We start from the raw sequence: 25,989 nt of genomic DNA, 5'->3' as shown, positions 1-25,989 counted from the left end.
ACATCTCTCTAATGTAATAGTACTGAACCGTTCGGTTCGATCAGGACGTTGACATAGCGCGTAAAGAGGACCATATCAAGTGCAATCGAACCGGATGGTTCGAATTATTTTCGAGGTGTGACCTTTATGGCCGAGACTCTGCCCAACGTCGAAACCGACCCGTGTGGCGATCTGCTGGACAGCTTGCGCCGTGGTCGCCCGGCGGCAGGGCAGGACCCGGTCAAGCGTAGCCAGATCATCGATGGCGCCCGGCGTGTCTTCATCGACAAGGGCTTCGAAGCGGCGTCGATGAACGACATCACCCGCGAGGCCGGTGTCTCCAAGGGCACGATCTATGTCTACTTCGCCAACAAGGAAGAGCTGTTCGAAGCGCTGATCGAGGAAGAGCGCGGCAGCATCTTCAAGAACATGTACGACATGCTGGAGAAATCCGACGACCTTCGCCAGACACTGGTGAAGTTCGGCAAGGTGCTGGCGCTCAAGATCACATCAGCCAAGGTCATCCAGGCACAGCGTACGGTGATCGGCGCATCCGACCGGATTCCCGACATGGGCGCGCGTTTTTACGAACGTGGACCCAAGCGCGGTCACGACAAGGTCGTGGCCTTTCTCAATGCTGCCATCGAGCGCGGCCTGTTGCGGATCGATGATGTCGATCTCGCCGCCTATCAGTTCACTGAACTGTGCTTGGCCAGTCTGTTCCGCCAGTGCATCTTCGCCTACCGAACCAAGGCCCCGTCGCAGGACGAGATCGACCACATCGTCACGTCAGGCGTCAGCATGTTCCTGAAGGCTTACGGCACCGAAAGGCTCGTGGCGGAAGAAAGCCATCAGACGATTGCCATCGAGGCCAAGCCTTAGCATTTTTGTTTCCGCGCAATTCCTAAGGGAAGGCGCTATGCGCTTTGGGAATTGTTCTATCCGCCATTGGCCGCAAGCACTATCGCGGCCTGCAATTCCTGCAGGCCCTCGGCCTTTTCCGAAGATGTCGCCAGAACGAACGGAAACGCTGCCGGCCGCTTCTTGATCTTTGCCAGCGTCTCCTCGATCAGCCGCGGCACGCCGGCAGCCTTGATCTTGTCGGTCTTGGTCAGCACGATCTGATAGGACACGGCCGCCTTGTCGAGCAGCGACAGCACTTCATCGTCCTTGGCCTTGATGCCGTGTCGGGCGTCGATCAGCACATAGACCCGCTTCAGCGTGACGCGGCCCTTGAGATAGTCGAAGACCAGCTTGGTCCACTCGTCTACCTTCTCCTTCGGTGCCGTGGCGTAGCCGTAACCCGGCATGTCGACAAGCGCCAAGGGCGGCAGGTCTGCGCCCTCGCCCGAAAAACCGTCCGGCACGAAATAGTTGAGCTCCTGCGTGCGTCCCGGCGTGTTGGAGGTACGGGCCAGCCCCTTCTGGTTGACCAGCGCGTTGATCAGCGACGACTTGCCGACATTCGAGCGGCCGGCAAAGGCGATTTCCGGCGGCCCTTCCGGCGGCAGGAATTTCATTGCCGGCACGCCGCGAATGAATACCCATCCCCGCGTAAACAGTTCGGTGCCGATCGTGCTGCTGTTCAGAGTGTTCAAGCTGCTGCCTCCAGAAGAGAAATATTGGCACCCCGGATAGCGTCGAGGTTGCGGCTGATCTTGTCCACCGGCCAGTCCCACCACGCCACTGCCAGCAGCCGCCTGATCGTGCGGTCGTCGAAACGCATCTTAACCACCTTGGCCGGGTTGCCGGCGACGATTGCATAGGGCGGGGCGTCGTGCGTCACCACCGATTTCGCGGCGATGATGGCACCATGACCTATTTCCAACCCGGGCAGGATCACCGCCTCCATGCCGATCCAGACGTCGTTGCCGACGATCGTGTCGCCACGAACCTCCTTCGACCAGGTCGCTGGGTCAAAACCCCTTTCCCAGCCATGGCCGAAAATGTTGAACGGGTAGGTCGAAAAGCCGGACATTGCGTGGTTGGCGCCATTCATGATGAAGCGCGCACCCTCGGCGATGGCGCAGAACTTGCCGATGATGAGCTTGTCGCCAATGAACGGATAATGATGCAGGACGCATTTTTCAGCAAATTTGTCCGGCCCGTCGGGGTCGTCATAATAGGTGTAATCGCCGATTTCGATATTCGGCGCGTTCACCAGTGCCTTGAGGAAGCCGACGCGGGTATACATCGGGATCGGGTGCTTGATGTCTGGGTTGGGTCCGTCCATGTCGAAGTCCATCAAAGAATTGGCCGCCTGGCGCAGAGCGAAGTTCGCACGCGCCCGTTCAAAAATAGCGTGATCCGCCCTATAGCACCAATCGGATGACGAGCGAGCTTTCCATGGCGGCATTGCTCATTTGCTGCCGCACACAGGCAAGGTCGACGATCCCCGGAGCAGCCGGCGTTCATCTGCTTCGACAGCCAAAGCCCACAGAATCTTCGAGTCCAAGCAAAAGAACCGGGGCCCCGTGGAGGCCAACAGGACCCCGGTCTGCCGCTACGGCCTCCCAAACACCGGCGCCTTTGCGCCGGAAGCCGTCTTGGCAACACTATCTTGTCAGCGTCGCGAAAAAACGCGGTGGTGCGCACCAAACCCATGCCGTAGGGAATAGTGATACGCAGTTACGAGGCGTGGCGGCCAAAGTTTCGCCGGATATTGGAAATCGGTCGAAATGGGATGTCCACCAACGAAGAAGCCTCGGGCGTGTGAACCCGAGGCTTCTTGAGTCCGCAAAAAGAGCGCCTGCTATTCCGCCGGTGACGGTTTCTTCCGGAACAGCGCAACCAGATTGTCCCACAGCTCGATCTTGGCGCCCTGGCGTTTCATGATCACGCCCTGCTGGAGAATCGACAGCGTGTTGTTCCAGGCCCAGTAGATGACGAGGCCGGCCGGGAAACCCGCCATCATGAAGGTGAAGATGACCGGCATCCAGGTGAAGATGGCCGCCTGCGTCGGATCCGGCGGCGTCGGGTTCATGCGCATCTGCAGGAACATGGTGATGCCCATGATCAGCGGCCAGACGCCGATCATCAGCATGTGCGGCAGCGTGACCGGAACGAGGCCGAACAGGTTGAAGATCGAGGTCGGATCGGGCGCCGCCAGATCCTGGATCCAGCCGAAGAACGGCGCGTGCCGCATCTCGATGGTGATGTAGAGGACCTTGTAGAGCGAGAAGAAGACCGGGATCTGCAGCGCCACCGGCCAGCAGCCGGCGAGAGGGTTGATCTTTTCGGTCTTGTACAGCTCCATCATCGCCTGCTGCTGCTTCATCTTGTCGTCCGCGTATTTCTCGCGGATTTCGAGCATTTTCGGCTGCACCTTTTTCATGTTCGCCATCGACGCATAGGACTTGTTGGCGAGCGGGAAGAAGATGGCTTTGACGATGACGGTGGTGGCGAGGATCGCCAGGCCGAAATTGCCGAAGAATTTGTAGAGCGTGTCGATCAGCCAGAACATCGGCTTGGTGATGAAGTGGAACCAGCCCCAGTCGATCAACAGGTCGAACCGCTTGATGTGACGGTCTTCCGCATAGGCGTTGATCTTGGCGACTTCCTTGGCGCCGGCGAAGATTTCGCTCTCCACCGTCGCCGACTGACCGGCGGCGACTGTGATCGGATCGGTCAGGAAATCCGACTGGTAGCGATGGCGGCCGTCCTCGAAATAGGCGTAGCGCGGCTGGAACGGCTGTTTCTCCGTCGGCACCAGCGTCACCGCCCAGTATTTGTCGGTGATGCCAAGCCATCCGTCGGTCGACTTGCCCGGCGTGGCCTGCTTGTCCTTTTCGATGGACGCGTATTTGTGTTCCTGCAGGCCTTCGGTGCCGGTGAAGCCGATCAGGCCCTCATGCAGCACATAGGTGCTGGCGACGAGTGGCTTGTCGAACCGGGTGACGCGGCCGTAATTGGACAGCGAGACGGCAGCCGTGCCCGCATTCTGCACCGTGTCGGAAACCGTGAACATGTAGTTGGTGTCGACGGAAAAGGTGCGCTGGAAGGTCAGGCCCTTGTCGTTCGAATAGGTCAGGGTGACCGGCGTCGTCGGCGTCAGCGTCGCATTGCCGTCGACGGTCCATACAGTCTCGGGACCAGGCACCGCGCCGGTTTTGTCGTTACCGACGAAGCCGATCTCGGCATAATAGCCATTGGGGAGTGCCGCCGGGTTGAGCAGGCTGATCTCGGGCGAGTTCTTGTCGACCGTCTCGGTGTAGTGCTTGAGCTTGAGGTCGTCGAGACGGGCGCCGGTCAGGTTGATCGAACCCTCGAGGCTCGGCGTATCGATCTTGGCGCGGGTCGTCGTGGCCAGCGCTTGTTCACGGCCGGCCGGCGTCACGGCATCGGTGCCGGGTGCGTTCGGAATGGCGCCAGGAGCAGCGGGCGTTCCGGTGTCGGTGCCGGGATTGGTACCCTGGGCGGCCTTCTTCTGCTCCTCGATGCGCTGCTGTTCGACGCGGGCCGCCTCGCGCTGCTGCTCGCTGCGTGGCAACACGTAAAAATATTGCCATACGGCCAGGATCAGCACCGACAATGCGATGGTGATGAAGAAATTCCGGTTGTTTTCCATCGAAAGCCCTTGGCCTATCGTGTTCCGCGCAGTCGGCGGGAGAGTTCGGCCTTCAACTGGCCGAACGGAATGGTAAGCACGTCTTCGCGCCCGACGATGACATAGTCATTGCCAGGCGCCATGTCACATGCAGCGTGTGTACGGACGGCTTCTCGCAGCCGCCGCCGGACGCGGTTGCGGATAACCGCATTGCCGACCTTCTTGGTGACGGTGTAACCGACGCGCGGCGACAGGCCGTCGCCGCGGTCGAGAACTTCAACGAGAAAAAGCCGCCCACGTCGCTTTTCACCACGACGGACGGCCAGGAATTCCGCGCGCTTCAGAAGCCGCTGGGGATTTGGTCCCACTGGCTTGCCGGTTGCGGGCAACGATCTCGTCTTCCGTTCAGGCGCTGAGCCGCTTGCGGCCGCGATTGCGGCGAGCTGCGACGACGCCGCGACCACCCTTGGTGGCCATGCGGGCACGAAAGCCGTGCCGACGTTTGCGGACGAGTTTGGACGGTTGGTAGGTACGCTTCATTTGTTTTAATACCGCGGGGTGCGGCCCTTCTTGATTCTGTCACTGTGTAACAGGAGCTTTGCCGGGCCGTTTTCGGCGCGATCGAAACCGCGCCGGGACGAATGGCCCGAGCGTGTGCGGGCTTATAGAAAGAAGGCTTTTGGAAGTCAATCCGGCGTCGTCGGGTGGAAGCCTGTCGTCGTTCAGGCCGGTTTATGTTTCCGACAAGGATGAAATTGGCAAGAAAGCCGTAATCGCCTAATCTGCGTTGATCAAGTGATTGTGAAGACATGGACCGCATGAGCGAAACCATACAAGCGCAGGAAGGGACCGGCACGGCCGAACCCACCATCGTGCGCACGGTGCCGCTGTCTCGCGGCCTGTCGACCAAGCTGCTGCTGCTCACCATCGTTTTCGTGCTTTTGGCCGAAGTGCTGATCTTCCTGCCCTGGATCGCCAGCTACCGGCTGAACTGGCTGAAGGAGCGGCTGAGCACGGCGGCGGCGGTGTCGATCGTGCTGGTGCAGGGTGAGCCAACCTCGCTGTCACGCACGGCCCAGAACGACGTGCTGATGGCGATCGGCGCCAAGGCGATCGCGGTGCGCGACGGCGGCGTCTCGCGGCTGCTGGTGGTGGCCGAAATGCCGCCGAAGGTCGACGAACACATCGATATCGCCGGCATCGGCATGATCAAGGGCATGACCGGCGCGCTCGACACGCTGTTTTTCGGCGGTGACCGGATGCTGCGCGTTTTCGGGCCCGTCGGCGACTCCGACAAGGAGTTCGAGCTGATCATGCCCGACAACAGCCTGCGCAATGCGATGCTGCGATACTCACGCAACGTCGCCTTCGTCTCGCTGCTGATCTCGCTGTTCACCGCAATGCTGGTCTATGCCGCGATCGACCTGATCATGATCGGCCCGATCCGGACGATGACGCGCTCGATGCTGTCCTTTTCGGAAGCCCCCGACGATCCGGGGCGCATCATCCACCCGGCCGCCCGCGCCGACGAGATCGGCGTTGCCGAGCGCGAACTGTCGCAGATGCAGGAACGGCTGCAAAAAATGCTCTCCGAGCAGAAGCACCTTGCCGACCTCGGCCTTGCCGTCTCCAAGATCAACCATGACATGCGCAACATCCTGGCCTCGGCGCAGCTGATGTCGGACCGCCTGCGCCAGGTCAAGGACCCGACCGTGCAGGCCTTCGCGCCGAAACTGCTGCGCGCGCTCGACCGAGCCGTCTCCTATTCCGAAGGCGTGCTCGCCTATGGCCGCACGCAGGAGCCGCCACCGGCGCGCCGACGCTTGAGGCTGCGCCAGCTGGTCGAGGACGTGCACGGCCTGCTCGACATCGGGCAGGGCATCGAGTTCGTCAATTCCGTCGAGCCGACCTTCGAGGTGGACGCTGATTCCGATCAGCTGTTCCGCGTGCTCACCAATCTGTGCCGGAATTCCGTGCAGGCGATGGCAGCAGACAGTGAAAGCGCCCTGGTGCGCCGCCTGGCGGTGTCGGCCGTGCGCCTCGGCAGTGTCAGCCGCATCGCCGTCAGCGATACCGGACCGGGGCTGCCGCCCAAGGCGCGGGAGAACCTGTTCGCGGCGTTCCGCGGCTCGGCCCGCAGCGGCGGCACCGGCCTTGGACTGGCGATTGCGCACGAACTGATCCGGGCGCATGGCGGCACGGTGGAGCTGGTCGAGAGCATTGGCGGGCGCACCACATTCGCGGTCACCATTCCCGACCAGCCGGCACGGCTCGACCAGGCCCGCAGCAACGGCCTGCGCCGCCCGGCATGACGGATCGGCGCTGTTTTGCCCCGGCGACCGATCTTTCCTCCTTTCCTTGCAGAAACATGTCACCCGAAGGCGTCTCCGGCTTTGGGCGGACGTGATGCATCGGAAGCGCATCACTTGTGGCCGCCCGGACACGATGCGCTTTGGTGGTTTTGAGGCGCTGGGAAACGGGCCATCATTGCCGGATGACACGCCTGCGACAAAACTTTTGCCGGATCGGCTTGCTTTTCCGAAATTCAGTCGCTAGGGAACACGTCTCGTCGCGGCCGGTCGTTCACGATCGGATCGCGGGGTCATGGAAAGCATGGCCTGATGCGCGCCCGTAGCTCAGCTGGATAGAGCACCAGACTACGAATCTGGGGGTCAGGAGTTCGAATCTCTTCGGGCGCGCCATCCCCAGCCGACTTCACGATTTCCTGCGATCCATTGCCCCGAGCACTGCGAGGCCAGTCAGTATCGTGCGACGATCGATTGAAGTCCTAAAGGTTGAATTGTTCATTGCTGCACTTCTCCACCGGTCGTCTGGGACAGATGCTCGATGACGGCCGCAAGGAACTGGGCACGCCCGCGTTCGGACCGATCGAGGTGGACGTAGTGCGTCGCGTCCCGGATCGTGATAGCGCGCAGGTCTTCGGCGTTGATCAGATGACGCTGGAGCATCGTGACGTCCTGCTGACGGCTCCAGAAATCGTTGGCGGAACGGACAATCAGCACGCGCGCCGTGATGGCGGCCGCGTCCCAGAGCTGACGTCCGGACGCCAGATAGAAGCTGTCTTCCATAGCTCCGGAGGGTGCCCGGAACGATGCGGGATTGCGCTGAGCTGACGTCGGGTCTGAAGCGAGTGCTGCCTCCTGATAGGCTTCTGCGACAGCGGGATCGCGCCAATCCGCCTTGTGCTCGATCGGTATCGAGCGATCCCAGGATGGCAGGAGCGATGCGGCCGTGTTCAGGCGGTAGGCGCCAAACTTCGCTACATTGAAACGCGTGCGATCGGCGGGATCGGCGTTCTCGCCGTCAGGTCCGAGCAAGGGGTGCCCGCGCGTGCCGCCATATAGGCTGTTGTAGAAAACGAGGTGGCTGACCCGCTCAGGATTGAGGGCAGCGTACATTCCGCTCCAGTGACCACCAGTCGCCCAGCCGAGGAGCGCTACCTGCCTGTTGCCGGCGCGCCGCTCGACCGCGTCGGCGACCGCGCCAATGTCGCGCATGACCTCGTGGGAATTAGCAAGCGGATCGCCGTCCGCGCTCCCGTCCTGCCCGGCACGGCTCGAACCGCCATAGCCTCGCACGTCCATCACGAACACACGGTGCCCCGCGCGCGCCAGGTCAGCTGCGAGCGAGCCGCCCTGCACCGGTAGGTCGAACGAGGCAATCCCGGGTACGCGCGCGCCATGCACCAAGATTACCGGCGGTTTGCCTCCGCCCGCTTTCGTGTCGCTGACCTCCCGAACGGCGAGCTGAACTCCATAATCTGTCGTGACCTGGAAGTCTTCGCGCCTGATTTCGGCCGATACAGACGATGCTGCAAAAAGGGATGCAGCAGCGGCCGTTGTGACGGTTCTCAATCGCATCGATATTCTCCACGTTGTCATTCCCTCCCCATATTGTGGCCGACCGAGACATGATCCAATATCAACGCGATCTATATTGAGACCTTTTAGGTATGACAGTCGATCTTCTTCGGATGAGGCAGTTTGTGGCCGTGGCCGAGGAACTTCATTTCGGCAGAGCGGCAGTCCGCCTCGGCATGGCTCAGCCGCCGCTCAGCCAGGCTATCAAGCGGTTAGAAGCAGATCTCGGTTTCCCACTCTTCGAGCGTACCCGACGTGTCGTCAGCCTGACTGCGGCGGGCCGGGTGTTCTTGGAGGAAGCGCGCCAGACCCTCATCCAGGCCGAAGAGGCGATTCGCATGGCTCGTCGCGCCGCTTCAGACGACTTGGCGGAACTCTCCATCAACTTTGTGTCTGCGGCCCTCTATCGTGTGCTTCCCGCCGCCATCCGGGCATTTCGACGAACTTGGCCGGACGCCACAATCCGTCTCGACGAGCGACCTACCGACGCGCAGCTCGCTGACCTTGAGAGAGGCGCCGTCGACCTCGGGTTCCTTCATCCACCTCTCAAGGCGATAGACGGACTGGAGATTGAGACGATGCACCGCGACCGTCTGTTGGTTGCGGTGTCATCAACCGACTTACTCTCGACATGGGGCGAATGCCGCATTGCCGACCTGGCGTCGAAACCGTTCATCCTCTTCCCGTATCGCCAGGGGCCGAGCCTGCACGCCCGGATCACCCAGGCCTGCCGTCGCGCCGGCTTCTTGCCGCGCATCGCACAGGAGGCACGACAGATGCACACTATTCTAAGTCTGGTCGCGGCTGGACTGGGTGTGTCGCTTGTGCCCGAGGGCGCTCGCACAATGCAGGTGGATGGTGTCGCTTTTGTTCTGCTTACCGATGCCGCGGATGATCTCGCTTGGGAACTTGCCGTCGCGTGGCGACCGCGAGGCGCCCGACGTGCACTTCGCGACTTCGTTGAGACGACACGTGCAATTGCCGCCGACTTTGATCATGAGCGCCGTCCTAACCCGCATCAGAGATAGACCAGCGAGCCTACCCTGCATCCCCTGGTTGCACGTCGCTTTTCAGGCACCAATCTGGATCGTCGTAGTGATTCCGGCGGCTCTTGGCCGCTCACGGCTGCTTCCACGGCGAACGGCTGAAATGTCAAAGTACTTCAGCGGAAATGTAGCTATCAGTTTCATCCACGCTGGCGCGCCATTTGACTCTAAATCGTCCTGATGTGCGAACGCCATAGACCGCCGTTTCCCATCATCGAGCATACGGCGGTCCCAGCCCGGCTAGCCGCCTTGCCTGTATGTAACCACCACCATCGTCTGTGGGAGGCGGCTGATCCGGTGGAATGACCAAAGGAGGAGAGGGCAAAGAAGGAGCACGGCAGCGCCGAAATCGAGCGCGGCGGCCGAGCTGCCGGCCCAGGTTGCAAGTTTGCCGCCGATCGTCGGCCCAGCCAGCATGCCGGCATAGTAGACGGTGTAGAACACCCCCATCCCGATCGAGCGCGTCTTCTGGTTGAGCACGCGCGTCGGCAAGCTCATGATCGCGCCGGCAGGCAACCCCGCCTGCGATCCCCATGGCGATGATGAGGGCAAACACTGGTCCGCTTCTCGACAGAAGGAGCATCAGAAATGCAAAGCCTACACAGCCCGTGGCGAGAACCACGCCGCCACGCTTGGTGCGATCGGTCAGGAAGCCACCCCGGGGGACCGAAAGCGTGGCCAGCCAAAGCACGACGCTGATCGTCGATCCCGCCGCAGAGTTGGACCACCCGCGCTCGACGAGCATTGACGGCCCGAAGCTGAAGACCATTGCGAAGCCGACATTGTAGAGGCACCAGATCAGGCCGGCGGCAATAAGGGCATAGGTTGTCGCCGCCGAAATGCCAGAGCGTTCGACGCCACCAGCGGGCAGTACCTCCGGGGTGCGGTAGATGAAGGTCATCAGGCCGATGGCGACGATGACCAGGACCGAAACGGCAATGGCCACGGCGGTCACTCCGAATGTCGTTGCGATTGCCGGCAGCAGCATGAGAGCGATAGCGATGCCTGCTGGCCACGAGTTGATGTAGATGGCCATGGCGGTTGCGATTTCCCGGCCGGCAAACCAGTCGGCGACCATCTTGGTCATCAGGACGTTCAGGAGAACGCCGCCAGTGCCGCTTATCAATCGACCGCCGACCTGCAGGCTCCAGAACGGCGATGCCGCCATCAGCATTTCACCCGCCAGCATCATCAGGAGCCCGGCAAGAACGGTCGCCTTATCGCCATAGCGCTGGCCGATGGTCGCGCCAGGCAGGGCCAATGCGACTCCCGGTGCAAGATAGAGGCCGATTAGAATGCCGATGTCGGCCAGGCTCGCTCCGACGCTATCGCTGATAAGAGGCGCGACGGCGCCGACGCTCTGAAACTGAAACGCCATTGCGGCGCGGGCGACAAACAGGACAGCAAGGATCGTCCAGCGACGGCGCACGGTTCCCCGTTATGTTTGTTCCGAACTATTCAGGCCTGATGTTCTGATTCAATCGAAAGAAATTGGTCGGGTCGTATTGCTTCTTGATAGAAGCGAGGCGCGCATAATTGGCGCCGTAGGCATCACGCACGCGCTCGTCACCTTCATCACCGAGATTGTTGGCATAGACGCCACCGGTCGAGAATGGTCTGACCGCATTCCACAGGTCGCGCGCCCAGCGGGTATTTGCCTCGTCATCGGCCAGATCGTCCCAGATCGCGATCGGGAAGCAGTCAAAGGCCGCATCGCGATTGGCGTAGGGCGAGTGCGATGCGGGCACGCGAGCGATCGCGCCGCCCACCTGCTGGAAAACCAACAGAGAGGAGCGATTGGGAGCCCGCGCGTAAGCGTCGAGCAGGGCCTCGATCGCGCCATCGCTGATCTCCCGCATGAACTGCGCTTTCCAGTAATAGCGTCGCCCGCGTGGAAAGAGGCTGTCGGCGGCCGATTGGATCTGAAGATAAGGAATGGCTTGAAGGCGACTGTCGATGGGGGATCCGAATTTCATCAGCGGTGCGATGACTGGTTCGCCCGCTTCGGGCGACCCGACATAGCAAGCCGAGATGCTGAAGGCACGCTCGCCCGAGGGCAGCGTGACCAGCGCGGCATCGACGCTCACCTCGTCCGGTGCGTCGCGGGAGAATCCATCGTAAAACCGCATGGCCTCGCGCGCATGATCGTAATCGTGAAGCACCGAGCCCACGAGAAGGTTCGGGCTAAGCGGGTGCAGCCGGTATTCGAACGTCGTCACGATGCCGAAATTGCCCCCGCCCCCTCGCAAGGCCCAGAACAGTTCGGGATACTCGCTGGCGCTTGTTCGCAACAGCCGTCCGTCGGCCGTGACAATTTCAGCCGCGATCAAATTATCGCAACTCAGGCCGTGCTTTCGTCCGAGCTTGCCGAAGCCTCCACCCAGCGTGAGGCCGGCAATACCAGTGTCGCTGTTGACGCCCATGGTCGTCGCAAGGCCGTGGGCCAGCGTGGCTGCGTCGAACTCGCCGAGGGTCAGACCAGCTTCGGCCCTGGCAATGAGACGCCCAGGATCGACTGCGATCTTCTTCATGCGTGATAGATCAATCACCATCCCATCGTCGCAGACGCACAGACCGGCGACGTTGTGGCCGCCGCTGCGAACCGCCACGAGACAGCCTTGTGACCTGGCATAGGTCACGGCATGGACGACGTCAGCGGGATCGGCGCAAAAGACAATTGCAGCAGGGTGTTTGTCTATCGCCCCGTTCCAGACTCCGCGCGCCTGGTCGTAGGTAGCGTCCGTCGGCAACACCAGTTCGCCCCGCAAGCCTTGCCGGAGCTGTTCAATCGCCGCACTCGGAGAGTGGGATCGGCCCAATAGCGCCTCGGTCTGTCGCGGAATCTCCATCGGTAACGCCCTCGGTTCTGGCAGGACTATGATCTCACAGAGACGCAACCTTCTGCAAAAGCGAAATTCTTAGCTGCTAGATGAGAGGAACTCATCTACACTGCCGGCATGAGAAACTGTCCGCCTCTCCGCGCCTTGCACGCCTTCGAGGCCGTCGCTCGGCACGGCAGCTTCAAAGCCGCAGCGGCGGAACTCGGCGTGACGCCGACAGCGATCAGCCACCAAGTCCGCTTGTTGGAAGAGATATGCGGTCGCAAGCTGTTCCAGCGCCGACCGCGCCCGCTCGTGCTGACGGGTGCGGGAACGCGACTGTTTCCTATACTCCGCAACGGCTTTGATCTTCTCTCCGGCTCCCTTGCCGCAGTCGCCGAGCCAGATTTTCAAGCGCCATTGCGGGTGACAAGCCCAAACGCTTTCGCGAGTCGATGGCTGGTGCCTCGATTGCCTAAATGGCGAGAGGCCAACCCGGCCGTACCACTGGATATCATCGGGACGGACGCAGTACTCGATTTACGCGCCGGCGCCGCAGATGTGGCGATCCGCTACACGCGTCGCTCGCCTTTGGGCTTTGCCGCGCAGGAGATATGCCGTGATTCCTTCTTTCCCATATGCAGTCCCCGATTATTGGCAAGCGACGGGCGAACGATTGAGCGTGCTGCTGATCTCCTGCGTTATCCGTTGATCCATTTCGACTGGATGAACCGGGATCCGGACGCTCCCACCTGGCCCCGGTGGCTAGCGACGGCCCGTTCAATCGATCCAGACCTAATCCCGCACAAAGCTTGGGATTTGAGCTTCCGCGAGGAACTGCATGCGATCGATGCGGTTGTCGCCGGGCAAGGCATTGCGATCTGTAGTGACGTCGTGGTTGGCCGTGAACTGGAAAACGGCTCGCTCGTCAAAGCGCATCAATTATCCTTGCCAGGCTACAGTTTTTATATCGTATGGATGCCCCACAGTCCGAGATCCGCGGTGATAGAGTCCTTCCTGGCGTGGATGAGAACCGTCGCATGAGACTGTCGAATCTGGGATGAGCCGCGCCAAGCTTGGCTCTCAAGAGGATGGGGCCATGGCAGCGAAGACGTCCAACAGATTTTCTTCCAGCCTTTTGACGGCGTGGGAGGAAGCGGCCGGAAACCCGCCGTGATTTCAGCAAGTTCCGATCTGCTTCCGAGTGTCACTTTGGAGAGCTATAGCGTAGACATAGTTCTCATCATCACCTGCGACGGCGCGCCAATTCATCCTTGGACTATGGTTCGTTGATTGCGACGGTGCGGGACAGGCGGAAACCCGCGGAGCCTGATTTGACCATGCCTTCTTCCACCATCAAGCGCGCTTTGATCACCGGGGCCGGTGCGGCCGACGGCATCGGCTTTGCCATTGCCCGGCAGCTCGGCCGTGCCGGCCACGCGGTTTTCCTCACCGGCGCCAGTGCGCGTGTGCTCGATCGCGCCGCCGAGCTTTGCGCCGATGGCATCGATGCGACTGCCACAATTGCCGATCTCACCAAAGCTGCCGATGTCGCGCGGTTGCGGGCTGATGTCGGCGCCGTCGATATACTGGTCAACAATGCCGGCATGGGCTCGCTGGCATCGCCATCGGTCGACAAGGCGTTTCTCGCCATGACCGAGGCCGACTGGGATCAGGGGATCGACGTCAGCCTGAAGACGGCATTCCTCGTCACGAAAGCGTTTCTGCCGGCGATGGTCGAAGCGGGCTACGGGCGCATCGTCAATGTAGCATCGGTCACCGGGCCGCTGGTGTCTTTCGAAGGCACATCAGCCTATTCCGCCGCCAAGGCCGGCATGATCGGCCTGACGCGAACGCTGGCGCTGGAAGTGGCGAGACACGGCATCACGGTCAATGCCGTGGCCCCGGGATGGATCGAAACGGGGTCGTCGAGCGAAATGGAGCGGCAAGCTGCCCTGCATACGCCGCCGGCGCGAGCCGGGCGGCCCGACGAAGTGGCCGCAGCGGTGGTGTTCCTGGCCTCGGAACGCGCCAGCTATGTCAACGGCGCCCTGCTGGTGGTCGACGGCGGCAACAGCCTGCAGGAGCGCAAGGGCTGAACGTCGATCGGCACATCCGCCAATCGGCGGGAACCAAACCGCTCAGCAGCGGTTTTCCCATGAAGGGACCGCAAACCTCAAGGGTGCGGAATAATGCACGACCATCTGGAACTGGAACTGGCGAGAGCCAGGCAGCGCGTCAAGCGGGCGGAAGTCTTTCTCAAGCGAGCGAACGAGATGCTGGACGAGGAGCGTGGCGTTGGCATCAGCCTTGCCCTGTGCTGCCGGATCAGATCCGAGCAAAAAAATGTGGCTGAAGCGCGCTCGCGCCTCCGCCAGATTGATCCCACCACACACTGATCATCCCATGACTATGATGCCCTTGGAATCTCCCGGCTGAGGGAACGGCTCAGGCCCGCGGCGCATCAGTAGCGTCCAGGTGGTTCCTCAAGACGCCTTGGCGAGGAAATTCCGATAGTCCGACTTGGCCTGCAGCAGGCGCAAGACATTGTCGCGCGATGCGCGCACATGGGCGCGGGCCAGGGTGCCGGCGCGGGCGGCGTCGCCGGCGCAGATCGCCTCGACGATTTCGGCATGCTCGTCGCGGGCGATCTTCCATTCGTCCAGCCACAGGAGTTCTGTCCAGACATAGTGCTGGCACTTGTCGAGGATGCCGCAGAGCATGCCGTGCAGCATCACATTGCCGCTGATTTCGGCGATGACGCGATGCAGGTCGATGCCGACTTCCAGTTCCTGGAACTTTTCCCTGTTGGTGCGGTCCGGAATGGCGGCCAGCCGCTCGCATTCGACCAGCATGGCGCGCAGCCGCGCCTTGTCCTGTTCCGAGGCAGCAGTCGCGGCCAGTTCGGTCGCATGGCCGTCGAGCAGTTCGCGGATCTCGAAGGCCTCGCGGAACATGTTGATGTCGAACTCGGTGACGGCATAGCCCTGACGCGGCCGGCCAGTGACCAGGCCGTCGCGCTCGAGGCGGTTGAAGGCCTCGCGCACCGGGGTGCGGCTGACATTGAGCTTCGCGGCGATGTCGTTTTCGGTTACGCGCGAGCCCGGCGGAATCTGGCCGGTCACGATCATCGCCTTGAGCGAGGAATAGACCGAGTCGCGCAGCGTATTTTTGGTTTCTCTGGCCAAGCTTCCATTCCCAGTTCTCTCCGGTCTTTCAGCCGGAACACGCATAGCTGTAGTCGCAGTCGGCGTAATTTGCCACGTCTCCGACGAGGCCATCTCTCGCCATCTGTCCGGCACGAAGCGCGGACAATCCGATCGTGCAGGACGGTGTTGACATCGCCTATCCCCAAGCTACACTCAAAATTGTATACAAGATAGCATGCGAACTCAAAAACAAATGGGAACACCGGTTGGAGAGCCGAAAATGAACAGGACAAGAAGCGTTAGCGTTGTTGCGGTTGCCGGCCTCATGGCCTCGCTCGCTGCCCCCGCAATGGCGGGCGACACCATCACCGTCGCCTCGTGGGGCGGCACCTATCAGGAGGCGCAGACAAAGGCGTTCTTCAAGCCGACCGCCGATGCGCTCGGCATCACCATCAAGGAAGACACCACCAACGGTCTCGACGACGTGCGGCTGCAGGTGACCGGCAATGCGGTGAAGTGGGACATCACGGAGCTCGGCGCCGACGAATGCGCGCGCGGTTCGAAGGAAGGGCTGTTCGAGAAGCTCGATTACGGCATCATCGACAAGAGCGGCATCAACCCGAAGCTGGTCCATGACGACTGGGTCGGCATTTCCTACACGTCGGTCGTGCTCATCTACCGGACCGATGTCTTCGGCGACAAAGGGCCGAAGACATGGGCCGATTTCTGGAACGTGGAGAAATTTCCGGGACGTCGCGCGCTGAGCGGCAGCCAGGCGACGGAAACGCTGAGCGTCGCGGCACTTGCCGAAGGCATTCCGACCGACAAGGTCTATCCGGTCGATATCGACGGTGCCTTGAAATCCGTCGACAAGATCCGTGGCCATATCGATGCCTGGTGGACCTCCGGCGCCCAGGCCATGCAGCTGGTCAAGGATGGTGAAGTCGACATGGCGAGCATCTGGAACGGCCGCGCCGGCACCTTGAAGAAGCAGGGTGCGCCGGTCAGCTTCTCCTTCGACCAGGGCGTGCTGACCGCCGACTGCATGGTCATTCCCAAGGGTGCCAAGAACAAGGAAGCGGCCATGAAGGCGCTGGCGATGTTCGTCAGCCCGCAATTGCAGGCCAATCTGCCGCTCTATGTCGATAATGGGCCGGTCAACGAAAAGGCTTTCGAGACCGGCAAGATCCCGCAGGAGAGGATCAAGGACATCAATTCGGCGCCCGAAAACGTCAAGAAGCAGGCGCTGCAGGACGCCGAGTTCTGGCGCGACAATCTGGTCGAGGCGACGGAAAAGTTCAACAATCTGGTCCAGCAATAGGCCGCGGCCACAACCCAAACCACGGCAGGGCGGTGCTTCGCCCTGCTTCTGCCGCCTCAGCATTTAGGAGACGATGATCTTGTCCATTGCGCCATCCGCGCTGCCGATCGGCATGCGCCGGATCGAGAAACGATTTGGCAGCGTGCCGGTGCTGCGCGACCTGAACCTTGATGTCGAGGCCGGCGAATTCCTGACGCTGCTCGGCCCTTCCGGCTCCGGAAAGACGACGCTGCTGATGATCCTGGCCGGCTTCGTGCGGGCCAATGCCGGCTCGATCAAGGTCGGCGCCGACGAGATCATCACCACGCCGCCGCACAAGCGCAACATCGGCATGGTGTTCCAGAACTATGCGCTGTTTCCGCATATGAACGTCTTCCACAACATCGCCTTTCCGCTGAAGCAGCGCGGCGTCGCCGCCGCCGAGACGGCCGAGCGCGTCGAGAAGGCGCTCGATCTGGTGAAGCTGCAGGGCCTGGGCGAGCGCCGGGTCGACCAGCTCTCCGGCGGCCAGCGCCAGCGCGTGGCGCTGGCGCGCGCCATCGTCTTCGAGCCGCGCATCGTGCTGATGGACGAACCCCTGTCGGCGCTCGACAAGGGCCTGCGCGAGCATATGCAGATCGAGCTGCGTGCTCTGCATCGCCGGCTTGGCATGACCACGGTCTATGTCACGCACGACCAGCGCGAAGCGATCACCATGTCGGACCGCATCGCCGTCATGAACGGCGGACGTATCGAACAGCTCGGCAAGCCCGAAACCCTCTACGCCACGCCGCAAACGCGGTTTGTAGCCGGCTTCATAGGCGAATCGAATTTCATTCCGGTCGAGTGCCGCAATGGGTCCGTCTGGTATGAGGACAGGCGAATCCACACCGCAGCGCCGGCGCCTGCATCGGGCCAGTACCTGATTGTGGTGCGGCCGGAGAAACTGCGATTGCTGACATGTGCCGAACCGGCGAGCGACGTCAATGTGCTCGATGCGACGCTCAGTGACATCATCTACCAGGGCGACAGCTTCGTCTGCTACGCGCTGTTGCGCGATGGCCGCCAGCTGACGCTACGCGACTATTGCCGCAGCGATGTGCTGGCGAAAATGCCTGCTCCCGGCCAGCGGATAAGCCTCGGCCTCGATGCGCGGGACACCATCCTGGTGGCGGCGGATTGATGAGCGCGCAGCCCGCCCTCATGGAAGAGACTGCCCGCGCGGACCAGGTCCTGAACACAGCGCTGCGAACCGATGCGCGGCGCGAGTCGTTGCGGCTGCTGGGGCTGCTGTCGCCAAGCCTGTTTCTGGTCTTTGCCATCATCATCGTGCCGATCGGCTGGCTGTTCTGGCTGTCGCTATTCGACGAGGCCGGCGCCCTCAGTCCCGCCAACTATGCGCGCTTCTTCGAACAAGCCTCCTATATCAAGACCTTCGTCACCACGTTCAAGGTCGCCTTCATCGTCACCGGCGCCTGTGTCCTGCTCGGGTATCCCCTGGCCTACATGCTGTCGCAACTGCCACGCCGGGCGGCGTCGATCTGCCTGATCTTCGTCATCCTGCCATTCTGGACTTCGGTGCTGGTACGCACCTATGCCTGGCTGGTGATCCTACAGCGCAAGGGCCTGATCAACAGCTGGCTGATCGACCTCGGCGTGATCAGCCAGCCGCTGTCGCTCGCCAACAATCTGTCGGGCGTCGTCATCGGCATGACGCATATATTGCTGCCGTTCCTGGTGCTGCCGCTTTACGCCTCGATGAAAACCATCGACACCGACTGCCTGCGCGCCGGCATGAACCTTGGCGCCGGTCCGGCCGCCACCTTCCGACAGATTTTCTTTCCGCTGTCGCTGCCCGGCCTCGCCTCCGGCGTGGTCATCGTCTTCGTGCTGTGCCTGGGCTTCTTCGTCACGCCGGCGCTGATGGGCGGCGGCAAGGTGATCATGTGGGCGATGCGCATGGAACAGACCACCAGCCTCTATTCCAGCTGGGGTGCAGGCGCCGCGCTTGGCGTGGTGCTGCTGGTGGTCACGCTGGCGCTTCTCGGCCTGTTCCAATGGCTGCTCGGCGCGCGCGCCACCGGTGTGTGGAGTTCACGATGAGTGGGGATGTCGGCCTGCCGATCTCGCACCGGCAACGCCTTTGGCTCTATGGCTTCGGCGGCCTCGTGCTTCTCTTCCTGATCGCGCCGTCGATCATCATCGTCATCATGTCGTTCTCGGACTCGACGCTGCTGCAGTTCCCGCCGCAGCAATGGTCGCTGCGCTGGTACCAGACCTATTTCCAGTCGGTGGAATGGCGCGATGCCACGATCGTCTCAGTCAAGGTGGCTGTCATGACAGTGCTCGTCGCGACACCGCTCGGCACCGCCGCAGCCTACGCGATCAACAGGGGAACGCTGCGCTTCAACGGCACCATCAACGCGCTGCTGACGGCGTCGCTGATCGTCCCGGTGATCCTGATCGGCATCGGCACCTTCTTCCTCTATGCGCGGATCGGGCTCAACAACACGCTGACCGGGCTGGTCATCGCGCATTCGGTACAGGCCTTGCCGCTGGTGGTGCTGACGGTGCTGTCGGGCCTGCGTTCCTACGACATGAACCAGGAGCGGGTGGCGCGCAGCCTTGGCGCCGGACGCGTCGCCGCCTTCTGGCAAGTGACCATGCCGCAGATCCGCTTCTCGATCGTCTCGGGCGCGCTGTTTGCCTTCATCACCTCCTTCGACGAGGTGGTGGTTTCGCTGTTCATTTCGGGCGGCGAGACGACGACGTTGACGCGCCGCATGTTCAATGCGCTGCGCGACCAGATCGACCCGACGATCGCCGCCATCTCGACCTGCCTGATCGTGCTCTCGGTCGCGCTGTTATCGGTTGCGCAGATATTCGGGCGGCGGCATTGATTTCAGACGACCAATTTGCAGAAGCGACCAGGGGATATCCACCAGAATGCGTGATTTCCAGTTTCCCGGCCGCTCGCCGGTTCGTGCCACTGAGGCGGTTGCCGCGACGTCGCATCCGCTTGCTACCCTTGCCGCAATCGACATGCTGCGCTCCGGCGGCAACGCCATGGATGCTGCGGTCTGCGCCGCCGCGGTGCAGGCGGTGGTCGAGCCGCAGTCGACCGGCATCGGCGGCGACTGTTTCGTACTTTACTGCCCGGCGGGACAAGGCAATGTGCTGGCCTTCAATGGTTCAGGCCGGGCGCCGGCCAAGGCGACGGTCGACTGGTATCGGGAGAAAGGCTTCGACCGCATCCCTCTGCAGGGCCCGCATGCGGTCACCGTGCCGGGCGCCGTCGATGCCTGGAGCCGCCTGCTGGAGGATCATGGCCGCAAGGGCCTGGCCGAGGCGCTGGCCCCTGCCATCCACTATGCCGAAACCGGCTATGTCGTGCACGACCGCGTCGCCTTCGATTGGGCCGAGCCGGAGACCGATCTGTCGGCCGACGAGCATGCCGCGCGCATCTTCCTGCCCGGCGGCAAGGCGCCGCAGGCCGGCGATGTTCACCGTCAGTCGGAACTCGCCGCCACCTTGCGCATCATCGCCAGGCGTGGCCGTGCCGGATTCTACGAAGGTGCCGTCGCCGACGATATGGTGAGCCGGCTCAACGAATTGGGCGGGCTGCATTCGGCCGAGGATTTCGCCGCGACCAGAGGCGACTATGTGACGCCGGTCAGCACCTCCTATGGCGGCCATGACATCCACCAGATGCCACCGAACAATCAGGGGCTGACGGCGCTCTTGATGCTGAACGTGCTGTCGGGCTTCAAGCTCGGCGGGCTCGATCCCAATGGCGCCGAGCGCCTGCATCTGGAGATCGAGGCCGGGCGGCTGGCCTATCGCGACCGCGACCGCTACGTCGGCGACCAGGATCATGTCCCGGTGCCGGTCAAGCAGCTCCTGTCCGGCGCCTATGCCGACCGGCTGCGCGCCGAGATCGACCGCGACCGCGCCATGACGCATCTGCCGCGCGTGGAATTGCCAGGCAGCGACACGGTCTACATCTCCATCGTTGACCGCGACCGCAACGCCGTCTCCTTCATCAACTCGACCTACTATTCGTTTGGCAGCGGCGTGGTCAGCCCGAAGACCGGCATCGTGCTGCAGAACCGCGGCTCGAGCTTCCGCCTCGATCCGGCGCACCCGAACGCAATCGCGCCCGGCAAGCGGCCGATGCACACGATCATGCCCGGCATGGCGACGAAGAACGGCCGGGTGGTGATGCCGTTCGGCGTCATGGGCGGCGGCTACCAGCCGTTCGGACATGTCCATCTGCTCACCAACATGCTCGACTTCGGCATGGACCCGCAGCAGGCGCTGGATGCCCCGCGGGTGTTCTACAATGATGATACAGTGGAGGCCGAGCGTGGCGTTCCCAGCGATGCGATCGAGGGCCTGCGCCGGCGCGGCCACCGCGTCACCGAGCCGCATCATCCGCTTGGTGGCGGACAGGCGGTGTTGATCGATTGGGAGAAAGGGACGCTGACCGGCGCCTCCGATCCGCGCAAAGATGGTTTGGCGCTTGGCTACTGAGGCGATCCGTTGTCCAATGGCGTATCCCATATCGAGGCAAGCCCGTTAGCGAGGCTCCCGCCAATAGTCGTTCGAAATCCAACCGGTGATCATGACCAATATTGCAAATCCCAAAGACCTCTCCCGTCGTCTCGCCGCCGGCGCCGATGATGCGCCGGCGATTTCGGCACCCGACAGGGCGACGCTCACCCATGGCGGATTGCGTGGCCTGATCGCCGACACGGCGAAACAGCTGCATGCGCGCGGCATCGGCCGGGGCGACAGGGTGGCCATCGTGTTGCCGAACGGACCCGAGATGGCCACCGCTTTCGTCGCGGTGGCGGCCGCCGCCTCGACAGCGCCGCTCAATCCCGCCTACCGGGCCGACGAACTCGATTTCTACCTGACCGATATCGGCGCCAAGGCGATCCTTGTCGCCGAGGGCGAGACTGGCCCCGCGGTGACGGTGGCCGAGCGCCTCGGCATCGGCGTGCTGCGGCTTGTCGCGCAGCCTGACGCGCCCGCCGGCAGCTTCACGATCGAAGGCGCGGCTATCGCACCGCCGGCAGCCCCTGACATGGCGCAGGAGGGCGACATCGCGCTGCTGCTGCACACCTCCGGCACGACATCGCGTCCAAAACTGGTGCCGCTCAGCCACGCCAACATCGCGGCCTCGGCCGCCCATATCGGCGCGACGCTTGGCTTGACGGCCGATGACCGCTGTCTCAACATCATGCCGCTGTTCCACATTCACGGCCTGATCGCGGCCGTGCTGTCGTCGTTGGCATCAGGCGGCAGCATCTACTGCACGCCCGGCTTCAACGCGCTGCGCTTCTTCCAGTGGCTGAGCGAGGCGCAGCCAAGCTGGTACACGGCGGTGCCGACCATGCATCAGGCGATCCTGCCGCGCGCAGCGCGCAATGCCGAGGTGCTGGCGACGGCGCGCCTGCGCTTTATCCGTTCGTCCTCGGCGTCTTTGCCGGCGCAAGTGATGGCCGAACTCGAGGCGACCTTCGGCTGCCCGGTCATCGAATCCTACGGGATGACCGAGGCGGCGCACCAGATGGCGTCGAACGGATTGCCGCCGGGCCGGCGCAAACCGGGCAGCGTCGGTGCCTCCGCCGGGCCGGACGTGGCTGTCATGGCGCCCGACGGGCGGCTGCTCGAGGCCGGCGAGACCGGCGAGATCGTTATTCGCGGGCCCAATGTGACCGCCGGCTACGAGAAGAACCCGGATGCCAACGCCACGGCTTTCGCACATGGCTGGTTCCACACCGGCGACCAGGGCGTGCTGGACGAGGACGGCTATCTCCGGGTCACCGGGCGGCTCAAGGAGATCATCAATCGCGGTGGCGAAAAGATCTCGCCGCTCGAGGTCGACGATGTGCTGATGGACCATCCGGCGGTGGCGCAGGTCGTCACCTTCGCCATGCCGCATGACAAGCTCGGCGAGGAGGTGGCGGCGGCGGTGGTGCTGCGCGACGGTACCATTGCCACCGAGGGCGACATCCGCCTCTATGCCGCGACGCGGCTCGCCGATTTCAAGGTGCCGCGCAAGATCCTGATCCTGGAAGAGATTCCCAAGGGCGCGACCGGCAAATTGCAGCGCATCGGCCTCGCCGCCAAACTCGGGCTTTGACGATGAAGATCACCATTTTCGGCGCTGGCGCGATCGGCGGCTATCTCGCGGCCAAGCTTGCCATCACTGGGCGGACCGATCTTTCGATCGTCGCGCGCGGCGCCCATCTGGAAGCGATCAAGGCAAATGGCCTGCGCCTGATCGAGGATGGCCGGGAAATTTCGGTCCCTGTCCGGGCCGCCGCCAAGGCAGAGGAACTTGGCGCCCAGGACTATGTCGTGCTGGCGCTGAAGGCGCATTCCCTCACCCCGGCCCTTGACCAGATCGCGCCACTGCTCGGGGAACACACATCGGTCGTCACCATGCAGAACGGCGTGCCGTGGTGGTATTTCCACGGCGTCGGCGGGCCGCTTGAAGGCACCAGGCTGAGCGCGGTCGATCCCGGCGGCAATATCTGGACGCGGATCGGGCCGCAGCGCGTCATCGGCTCGGTCGTCTATCCCGCCGTCGAAGTCGACGACCCCGGCCTCATCCGCCATGTCGAGGGCAAGCGCTTCTCGCTCGGCGAACCCTCCGGCGAGCGCAGCGAACGGGTCACGCTTCTGGCCGACGAAATGGTCAAGGCCGGCTTGCAGGCGCCGGTGCGCGACGACATCCGCAGCGAGATCTGGGTGAAGCTGTGGGGCAATCTCTCCTTCAACCCGATCTCGGCGCTGACCGGCAGCACGCTGGCGGCGATCGTCGCCGATGAGGGCACCCGCACGCTCGCCCGCACAATGATGCTGGAGGCGCAAGCGATCGGCGAAAGCCTCGGCGTGCGTTTTCCCATAGCGGTCGACCGGCGCATCAAGGGCGCCGGCGATGTCGGCGAGCACAAGACCTCGATGCTGCAGGATCTCGAGCGCGGGCGGCCGATGGAAATCGACGCGCTGGTGACGGCCGTCCAGGAACTCGGCCGGCTGACGGACAGACCGACGCCGACCATCGACGCCGTGCTGGCGCTGGTGCGGCGGCTGGCGGTGGAGCGCGGGTGTTATGGCTGAGGGGCGCGGAGCGTCTAGGCCTTGAAGCCGCTGCTCTGTCCCAATGATGTGCAGGGGCGCGCTCTGGTTGATGGCGGCATCCGCTGCAACGGCTAACGACCACTTTACTTACGGAGCCGTTGCGATCGTCGACCAATACCGCCCAGCTCGGGACAGGCCGGCTTAGGCTCAACTCTCCTCAAGGTTCCGGGATCACTGGCTTGAAGTGCGATCATCGGCCGGTGGCGGGAACTGTCGGCCGACGTCCATGCTTACTTCGGTGACCAGCTTGCGGCGAAGGGCAATCGCGTAGTCGTTTGGCCCCTTCGGCGTTATGACGAAGGCTTGCGAACCGCCAATGACCGATTTGGCAAAGTAAGATGCCAACGGTTGATCGGGATTCTCATCTTGCGTTGGAATGGCGATCGCGTTGATCGTATACCCCTTGGCAATGGCGTTCAGCCTGCTCGGTTGAACAGGAAGCCCATCGTTGTTCTCGCCGTTGGAGGAGATGTCGATTACTTTCTTGGCCGCCTTTCCCGGAAACTGGTCGAGCAGAAGACTACCGACGTCAATAGCGGAGGAAACGGATGTTCCTCTTCGCCCTCTACGGGTAAAGCCGGTATCGCCTTTCTTGCTGATCACCGACGCGGCCGCTCTGGCATCCTCCAGCCCGCAGATGCTTGTCCACGGCAGCACAATGCGTGTGTGCCCGGGACTCGACCATTCAAAGTAGGCCACACTGATGCAGCCAACGTAGTTCCGCGTGATGGCCGCGATGATCTCTGGCGAAGTGAGCGCCGCGGCATGACCCTCACGCTGTAGATCGGCAATCTCTGGATCGATCGAGGACGAGAAGTCGACAGCGAATACAACGGCAACATCAACGTCGGCTGCGTGTGCCTGCAGTCCCCAAAACACCGAAGCTGCAAGTGTCCCCGCCACTCTCAAATACGAATTGATCCGTCTTGCCGGTTCTCTGGTCGATCGCCGAACCTGCCGGCGAAAGCCGGCCGCTGCTGTCGTGCTGGGCGGCCGTCGGGTTGGGAATACGTTCGCATCAACCGCAAGGGTCATCACATTCCTCCATTGGACCTGAATTGGCGGCGGCACGATCGCCCGGCCAGCCTGCTGGAGTAGCGCCAATGGCAAAGGCCGCGTCGAAGGGTTGAACCGGGCGGGCCAACAAGGGCGCGCATGCCTGCGGCGTTCGGTTCGACATTGCGACGCACAGGATCGCACCGAGAATGATGGCAGCACCCAGTGCACCCGTGGGCGAATTCCGCTCGCCGAGGAAGATCGCCGCGCCGAGGGCGCCGAAGACGCTTTCGGCACTGACGATCACAGCGGCATGACTGGCGGAGGTGAAGCGCTGGGCGGCAATCTGCATGCCGAAAGCGATTGCGGTGGAGAATACGCCGAGGACCGCCAGTTCCGGACCGGCTGCAAATGCTGCGGCCAGCGACAGGTTGCCTTGCAGTGCCCCGAGCGGCAGGGCGAAGGCGGCGGCGCCGAGGAACTGTGTCGCCGCGGCAGTGAACGGCCGCGCATGGGCCTGCATGTGCCGACCAAGCTCGACCATCCAGAGCGCATAGCAGCCAGCCGACAGGATGGCTGTGAGATCACCGCTGCTGAGACCGGCGATCCCGCCGGACAAGAGCATGGCACCGACCACGGTCAGCCCGGCGGCAGCGGTGAGGCTCGCTGTCGGACGTTCGCCGATGAGCAGCCAGGCGGCCAGTGGTGTCATCACCGTTGCCGTGCTCACCAGGAAGCTTGCATTCGTGACCGTGGCGCCGAGATAGCAAAGCTGCTGAAGCGTGATGGAGATGGCAAACAGAACGCCCACCATGGCCAGGCTGGAAAGATAGCCCGGTCCGGCGGGCAGTCGCCTTTCGGTCAAGACGAAAGGCAGCACAAGCAGCCCACCGATCAGGCAGCGCAGGCCGACGGCACTTAGCGGGTCGAGATGAGCAAGCACCGTCTTTTGCGCGACATTGCCGAGGCCCCACAAAGCGGCTGCAAACAGCAGCAGCAAATTGGCTCTAGTCTTGGACACCCGCCACCCCCTCGAGCCAAAGCCTGTTGCTGACTCGGTTGGCCCTAATTCAGCGAAGGCTAATTGACCTTGCGTCACGACAGCGCTTGAGTGCGGG

General features: G+C 62.7%; 24 protein-coding genes and 1 tRNA gene. 14 read left to right on the top strand and 11 right to left on the bottom strand.

What is annotated here, in order from left to right:
• Positions 1-126 precede the first annotated feature (126 nt).
• Positions 127-861, top strand: coding sequence for a TetR/AcrR family transcriptional regulator (locus NKJ01_RS12515; RefSeq protein WP_352728282.1), 735 nt, complete (start codon positions 127-129; stop codon positions 859-861).
• A gap of 56 nt (positions 862-917) precedes the next feature.
• On the opposite strand, the gene yihA is transcribed toward NKJ01_RS12515, so the two are convergent.
• The 5 genes from yihA to rpmH form a co-directional block, all read right to left on the bottom strand.
• A complete protein-coding gene (gene yihA, locus NKJ01_RS12510) occupies positions 918-1,577 on the bottom strand; it encodes a ribosome biogenesis GTP-binding protein YihA/YsxC (RefSeq protein ID WP_352728280.1) in 660 nt (219 codons plus the stop codon).
• A complete protein-coding gene (locus tag NKJ01_RS12505) occupies positions 1,574-2,212 on the bottom strand; it encodes a CatB-related O-acetyltransferase (RefSeq protein WP_352601786.1) in 639 nt (212 codons plus the stop codon). The genes yihA and NKJ01_RS12505 overlap by 4 nt, the downstream gene beginning before the upstream one ends.
• A 519-nt stretch (positions 2,213-2,731) precedes the next feature.
• Positions 2,732-4,546 (bottom strand): membrane protein insertase YidC, encoded by a 1,815-nt coding sequence (yidC, locus tag NKJ01_RS12500; protein WP_352728278.1) that lies wholly within the window; start codon positions 4,544-4,546, stop codon positions 2,732-2,734.
• A 14-nt stretch (positions 4,547-4,560) separates the two neighbouring features.
• Entirely contained in the window at positions 4,561-4,914 is a 354-nt protein-coding gene (gene rnpA, locus NKJ01_RS12495; protein ID WP_023761357.1) for a ribonuclease P protein component, read from the bottom strand.
• A gap of 16 nt (positions 4,915-4,930) precedes the next feature.
• Entirely contained in the window at positions 4,931-5,065 is a 135-nt protein-coding gene (gene rpmH, locus NKJ01_RS12490; protein ID WP_008833937.1) for a 50S ribosomal protein L34, read from the bottom strand.
• A gap of 278 nt (positions 5,066-5,343) precedes the next feature.
• Between rpmH and NKJ01_RS12485 the strand changes: the two genes are divergently transcribed.
• A complete protein-coding gene (locus tag NKJ01_RS12485) occupies positions 5,344-6,837 on the top strand; it encodes an ATP-binding protein (protein WP_023761356.1) in 1,494 nt (497 codons plus the stop codon).
• A 313-nt stretch (positions 6,838-7,150) separates the two neighbouring features.
• Positions 7,151-7,227 (top strand) — tRNA-Arg (locus tag NKJ01_RS12480).
• Between the two features lie 102 nt (positions 7,228-7,329).
• On the opposite strand, the gene NKJ01_RS12475 is transcribed toward NKJ01_RS12480, so the two are convergent.
• Positions 7,330-8,406: an alpha/beta hydrolase gene (locus tag NKJ01_RS12475; protein ID WP_352728276.1), complete on the bottom strand. Its 1,077-nt coding sequence runs from the start codon at positions 8,404-8,406 to the stop codon at positions 7,330-7,332.
• 92 nt (positions 8,407-8,498) lie between these two features.
• Between NKJ01_RS12475 and NKJ01_RS12470 the strand changes: the two genes are divergently transcribed.
• The gene (locus tag NKJ01_RS12470; protein WP_352601793.1) at positions 8,499-9,434 is read left to right on the top strand and encodes a LysR family transcriptional regulator; all 936 of its coding nucleotides are present in this window, start codon (positions 8,499-8,501) and stop codon (positions 9,432-9,434) included.
• A gap of 229 nt (positions 9,435-9,663) precedes the next feature.
• Here NKJ01_RS12470 and NKJ01_RS12465 read toward each other — a convergent pair whose 3' ends face one another.
• Both NKJ01_RS12465 and NKJ01_RS12460 read right to left on the bottom strand, forming a co-directional pair.
• Complete coding sequence (locus NKJ01_RS12465; protein WP_352728274.1) at positions 9,664-10,881, bottom strand: MFS transporter; 1,218 nt, start codon at positions 10,879-10,881, stop codon at positions 9,664-9,666.
• A gap of 25 nt (positions 10,882-10,906) precedes the next feature.
• On the bottom strand, positions 10,907-12,301 hold the full coding sequence (locus NKJ01_RS12460) for an FAD-binding oxidoreductase (RefSeq protein WP_352728272.1): 1,395 nt from the start codon (positions 12,299-12,301) through the stop codon (positions 10,907-10,909).
• A 108-nt stretch (positions 12,302-12,409) separates the two neighbouring features.
• Between NKJ01_RS12460 and NKJ01_RS12455 the strand changes: the two genes are divergently transcribed.
• From NKJ01_RS12455 to NKJ01_RS12445, 3 genes are all read left to right on the top strand, one after another.
• Entirely contained in the window at positions 12,410-13,315 is a 906-nt protein-coding gene (locus NKJ01_RS12455) for a LysR substrate-binding domain-containing protein (RefSeq protein WP_352728270.1), read from the top strand.
• 296 nt (positions 13,316-13,611) lie between these two features.
• A complete protein-coding gene (locus NKJ01_RS12450) occupies positions 13,612-14,370 on the top strand; it encodes an SDR family NAD(P)-dependent oxidoreductase (RefSeq protein WP_352728268.1) in 759 nt (252 codons plus the stop codon).
• A 93-nt stretch (positions 14,371-14,463) separates the two neighbouring features.
• Positions 14,464-14,670 carry a hypothetical protein gene (locus NKJ01_RS12445; protein ID WP_023761350.1) on the top strand — a complete coding sequence of 69 codons (207 nt, stop codon included), beginning with the start codon at positions 14,464-14,466 and terminating at the stop codon, positions 14,668-14,670.
• 87 nt (positions 14,671-14,757) lie between these two features.
• On the opposite strand, the gene NKJ01_RS12440 is transcribed toward NKJ01_RS12445, so the two are convergent.
• Positions 14,758-15,459: a GntR family transcriptional regulator gene (locus NKJ01_RS12440; protein ID WP_352601805.1), complete on the bottom strand. Its 702-nt coding sequence runs from the start codon at positions 15,457-15,459 to the stop codon at positions 14,758-14,760.
• Between the two features lie 241 nt (positions 15,460-15,700).
• Here NKJ01_RS12440 and NKJ01_RS12435 point away from each other — a divergent pair, with 241 nt between their 5' ends.
• From NKJ01_RS12435 to NKJ01_RS12405, 7 genes are all read left to right on the top strand, one after another.
• Complete coding sequence (locus NKJ01_RS12435) at positions 15,701-16,741, top strand: ABC transporter substrate-binding protein (RefSeq protein ID WP_352728265.1); 1,041 nt, start codon at positions 15,701-15,703, stop codon at positions 16,739-16,741.
• A gap of 79 nt (positions 16,742-16,820) precedes the next feature.
• Positions 16,821-17,903, top strand: a complete 1,083-nt coding sequence (locus NKJ01_RS12430) for an ABC transporter ATP-binding protein (RefSeq protein ID WP_352728428.1) — start codon at positions 16,821-16,823, stop codon at positions 17,901-17,903.
• Positions 17,903-18,823, top strand: a complete 921-nt coding sequence (locus NKJ01_RS12425) for an ABC transporter permease (RefSeq protein WP_352728263.1) — start codon at positions 17,903-17,905, stop codon at positions 18,821-18,823. The genes NKJ01_RS12430 and NKJ01_RS12425 overlap by 1 nt, the downstream gene beginning before the upstream one ends.
• Positions 18,820-19,620, top strand: a complete 801-nt coding sequence (locus tag NKJ01_RS12420; protein WP_352728262.1) for an ABC transporter permease — start codon at positions 18,820-18,822, stop codon at positions 19,618-19,620. Before NKJ01_RS12425 ends, NKJ01_RS12420 begins: the two co-directional genes overlap by 4 nt.
• A gap of 46 nt (positions 19,621-19,666) precedes the next feature.
• Entirely contained in the window at positions 19,667-21,253 is a 1,587-nt protein-coding gene (gene ggt, locus NKJ01_RS12415; protein ID WP_352728260.1) for a gamma-glutamyltransferase, read from the top strand.
• Between the two features lie 91 nt (positions 21,254-21,344).
• Positions 21,345-22,871, top strand: a complete 1,527-nt coding sequence (locus tag NKJ01_RS12410; protein WP_352728259.1) for an acyl--CoA ligase — start codon at positions 21,345-21,347, stop codon at positions 22,869-22,871.
• 2 nt (positions 22,872-22,873) lie between these two features.
• On the top strand, positions 22,874-23,854 hold the full coding sequence (locus NKJ01_RS12405) for a 2-dehydropantoate 2-reductase (protein ID WP_352728257.1): 981 nt from the start codon (positions 22,874-22,876) through the stop codon (positions 23,852-23,854).
• 192 nt (positions 23,855-24,046) lie between these two features.
• Here the strand turns inward: NKJ01_RS12405 and NKJ01_RS12400 are convergent, their stop codons facing one another.
• Entirely contained in the window at positions 24,047-24,910 is an 864-nt protein-coding gene (locus tag NKJ01_RS12400) for a DUF1194 domain-containing protein (protein WP_352728255.1), read from the bottom strand.
• Positions 24,894-25,892, bottom strand: coding sequence for a DMT family transporter (locus NKJ01_RS12395; protein WP_352728253.1), 999 nt, complete (start codon positions 25,890-25,892; stop codon positions 24,894-24,896). The genes NKJ01_RS12400 and NKJ01_RS12395 overlap by 17 nt, the downstream gene beginning before the upstream one ends.
• Between the last annotated feature and the right edge of the window lie 97 nt (positions 25,893-25,989).

The sequence above is a fragment of the Mesorhizobium sp. M0276 genome, from assembly GCF_040321755.1.
Classification (GTDB): domain Bacteria; phylum Pseudomonadota; class Alphaproteobacteria; order Rhizobiales; family Rhizobiaceae; genus Mesorhizobium.
The sequence above is the reverse complement of the archived record's forward strand: the minus strand, read 5'-3'. Positions and strand labels throughout refer to the sequence as shown.

What these genes read in the sequence shown, in the direction of transcription:
- NKJ01_RS12515 (WP_352728282.1), top strand. Translation starts at nt 127, where the DNA reads ATGGCCGAGACTCTGCCCAACGTCGAAACCGACCCGTGTGGCGATCTG.
- NKJ01_RS12505 (WP_352601786.1), bottom strand. Translation starts at nt 2,212, where the DNA reads ATGGACGGACCCAACCCAGACATCAAGCACCCGATCCCGATGTATACC.
- yidC (WP_352728278.1), bottom strand. Translation starts at nt 4,546, where the DNA reads ATGGAAAACAACCGGAATTTCTTCATCACCATCGCATTGTCGGTGCTG.
- rpmH (WP_008833937.1), bottom strand. Translation starts at nt 5,065, where the DNA reads ATGAAGCGTACCTACCAACCGTCCAAACTCGTCCGCAAACGTCGGCAC.
- NKJ01_RS12485 (WP_023761356.1), top strand. Translation starts at nt 5,344, where the DNA reads ATGAGCGAAACCATACAAGCGCAGGAAGGGACCGGCACGGCCGAACCC.
- NKJ01_RS12475 (WP_352728276.1), bottom strand. Translation starts at nt 8,406, where the DNA reads ATGCGATTGAGAACCGTCACAACGGCCGCTGCTGCATCCCTTTTTGCA.
- NKJ01_RS12470 (WP_352601793.1), top strand. Translation starts at nt 8,499, where the DNA reads ATGACAGTCGATCTTCTTCGGATGAGGCAGTTTGTGGCCGTGGCCGAG.
- NKJ01_RS12460 (WP_352728272.1), bottom strand. Translation starts at nt 12,301, where the DNA reads ATGGAGATTCCGCGACAGACCGAGGCGCTATTGGGCCGATCCCACTCT.
- NKJ01_RS12455 (WP_352728270.1), top strand. Translation starts at nt 12,410, where the DNA reads ATGAGAAACTGTCCGCCTCTCCGCGCCTTGCACGCCTTCGAGGCCGTC.
- NKJ01_RS12450 (WP_352728268.1), top strand. Translation starts at nt 13,612, where the DNA reads ATGCCTTCTTCCACCATCAAGCGCGCTTTGATCACCGGGGCCGGTGCG.
- NKJ01_RS12445 (WP_023761350.1), top strand. Translation starts at nt 14,464, where the DNA reads ATGCACGACCATCTGGAACTGGAACTGGCGAGAGCCAGGCAGCGCGTC.
- NKJ01_RS12435 (WP_352728265.1), top strand. Translation starts at nt 15,701, where the DNA reads ATGAACAGGACAAGAAGCGTTAGCGTTGTTGCGGTTGCCGGCCTCATG.
- NKJ01_RS12425 (WP_352728263.1), top strand. Translation starts at nt 17,903, where the DNA reads ATGAGCGCGCAGCCCGCCCTCATGGAAGAGACTGCCCGCGCGGACCAG.
- NKJ01_RS12420 (WP_352728262.1), top strand. Translation starts at nt 18,820, where the DNA reads ATGAGTGGGGATGTCGGCCTGCCGATCTCGCACCGGCAACGCCTTTGG.
- ggt (WP_352728260.1), top strand. Translation starts at nt 19,667, where the DNA reads ATGCGTGATTTCCAGTTTCCCGGCCGCTCGCCGGTTCGTGCCACTGAG.
- NKJ01_RS12410 (WP_352728259.1), top strand. Translation starts at nt 21,345, where the DNA reads ATGACCAATATTGCAAATCCCAAAGACCTCTCCCGTCGTCTCGCCGCC.
- NKJ01_RS12405 (WP_352728257.1), top strand. Translation starts at nt 22,874, where the DNA reads ATGAAGATCACCATTTTCGGCGCTGGCGCGATCGGCGGCTATCTCGCG.
- NKJ01_RS12400 (WP_352728255.1), bottom strand. Translation starts at nt 24,910, where the DNA reads ATGACCCTTGCGGTTGATGCGAACGTATTCCCAACCCGACGGCCGCCC.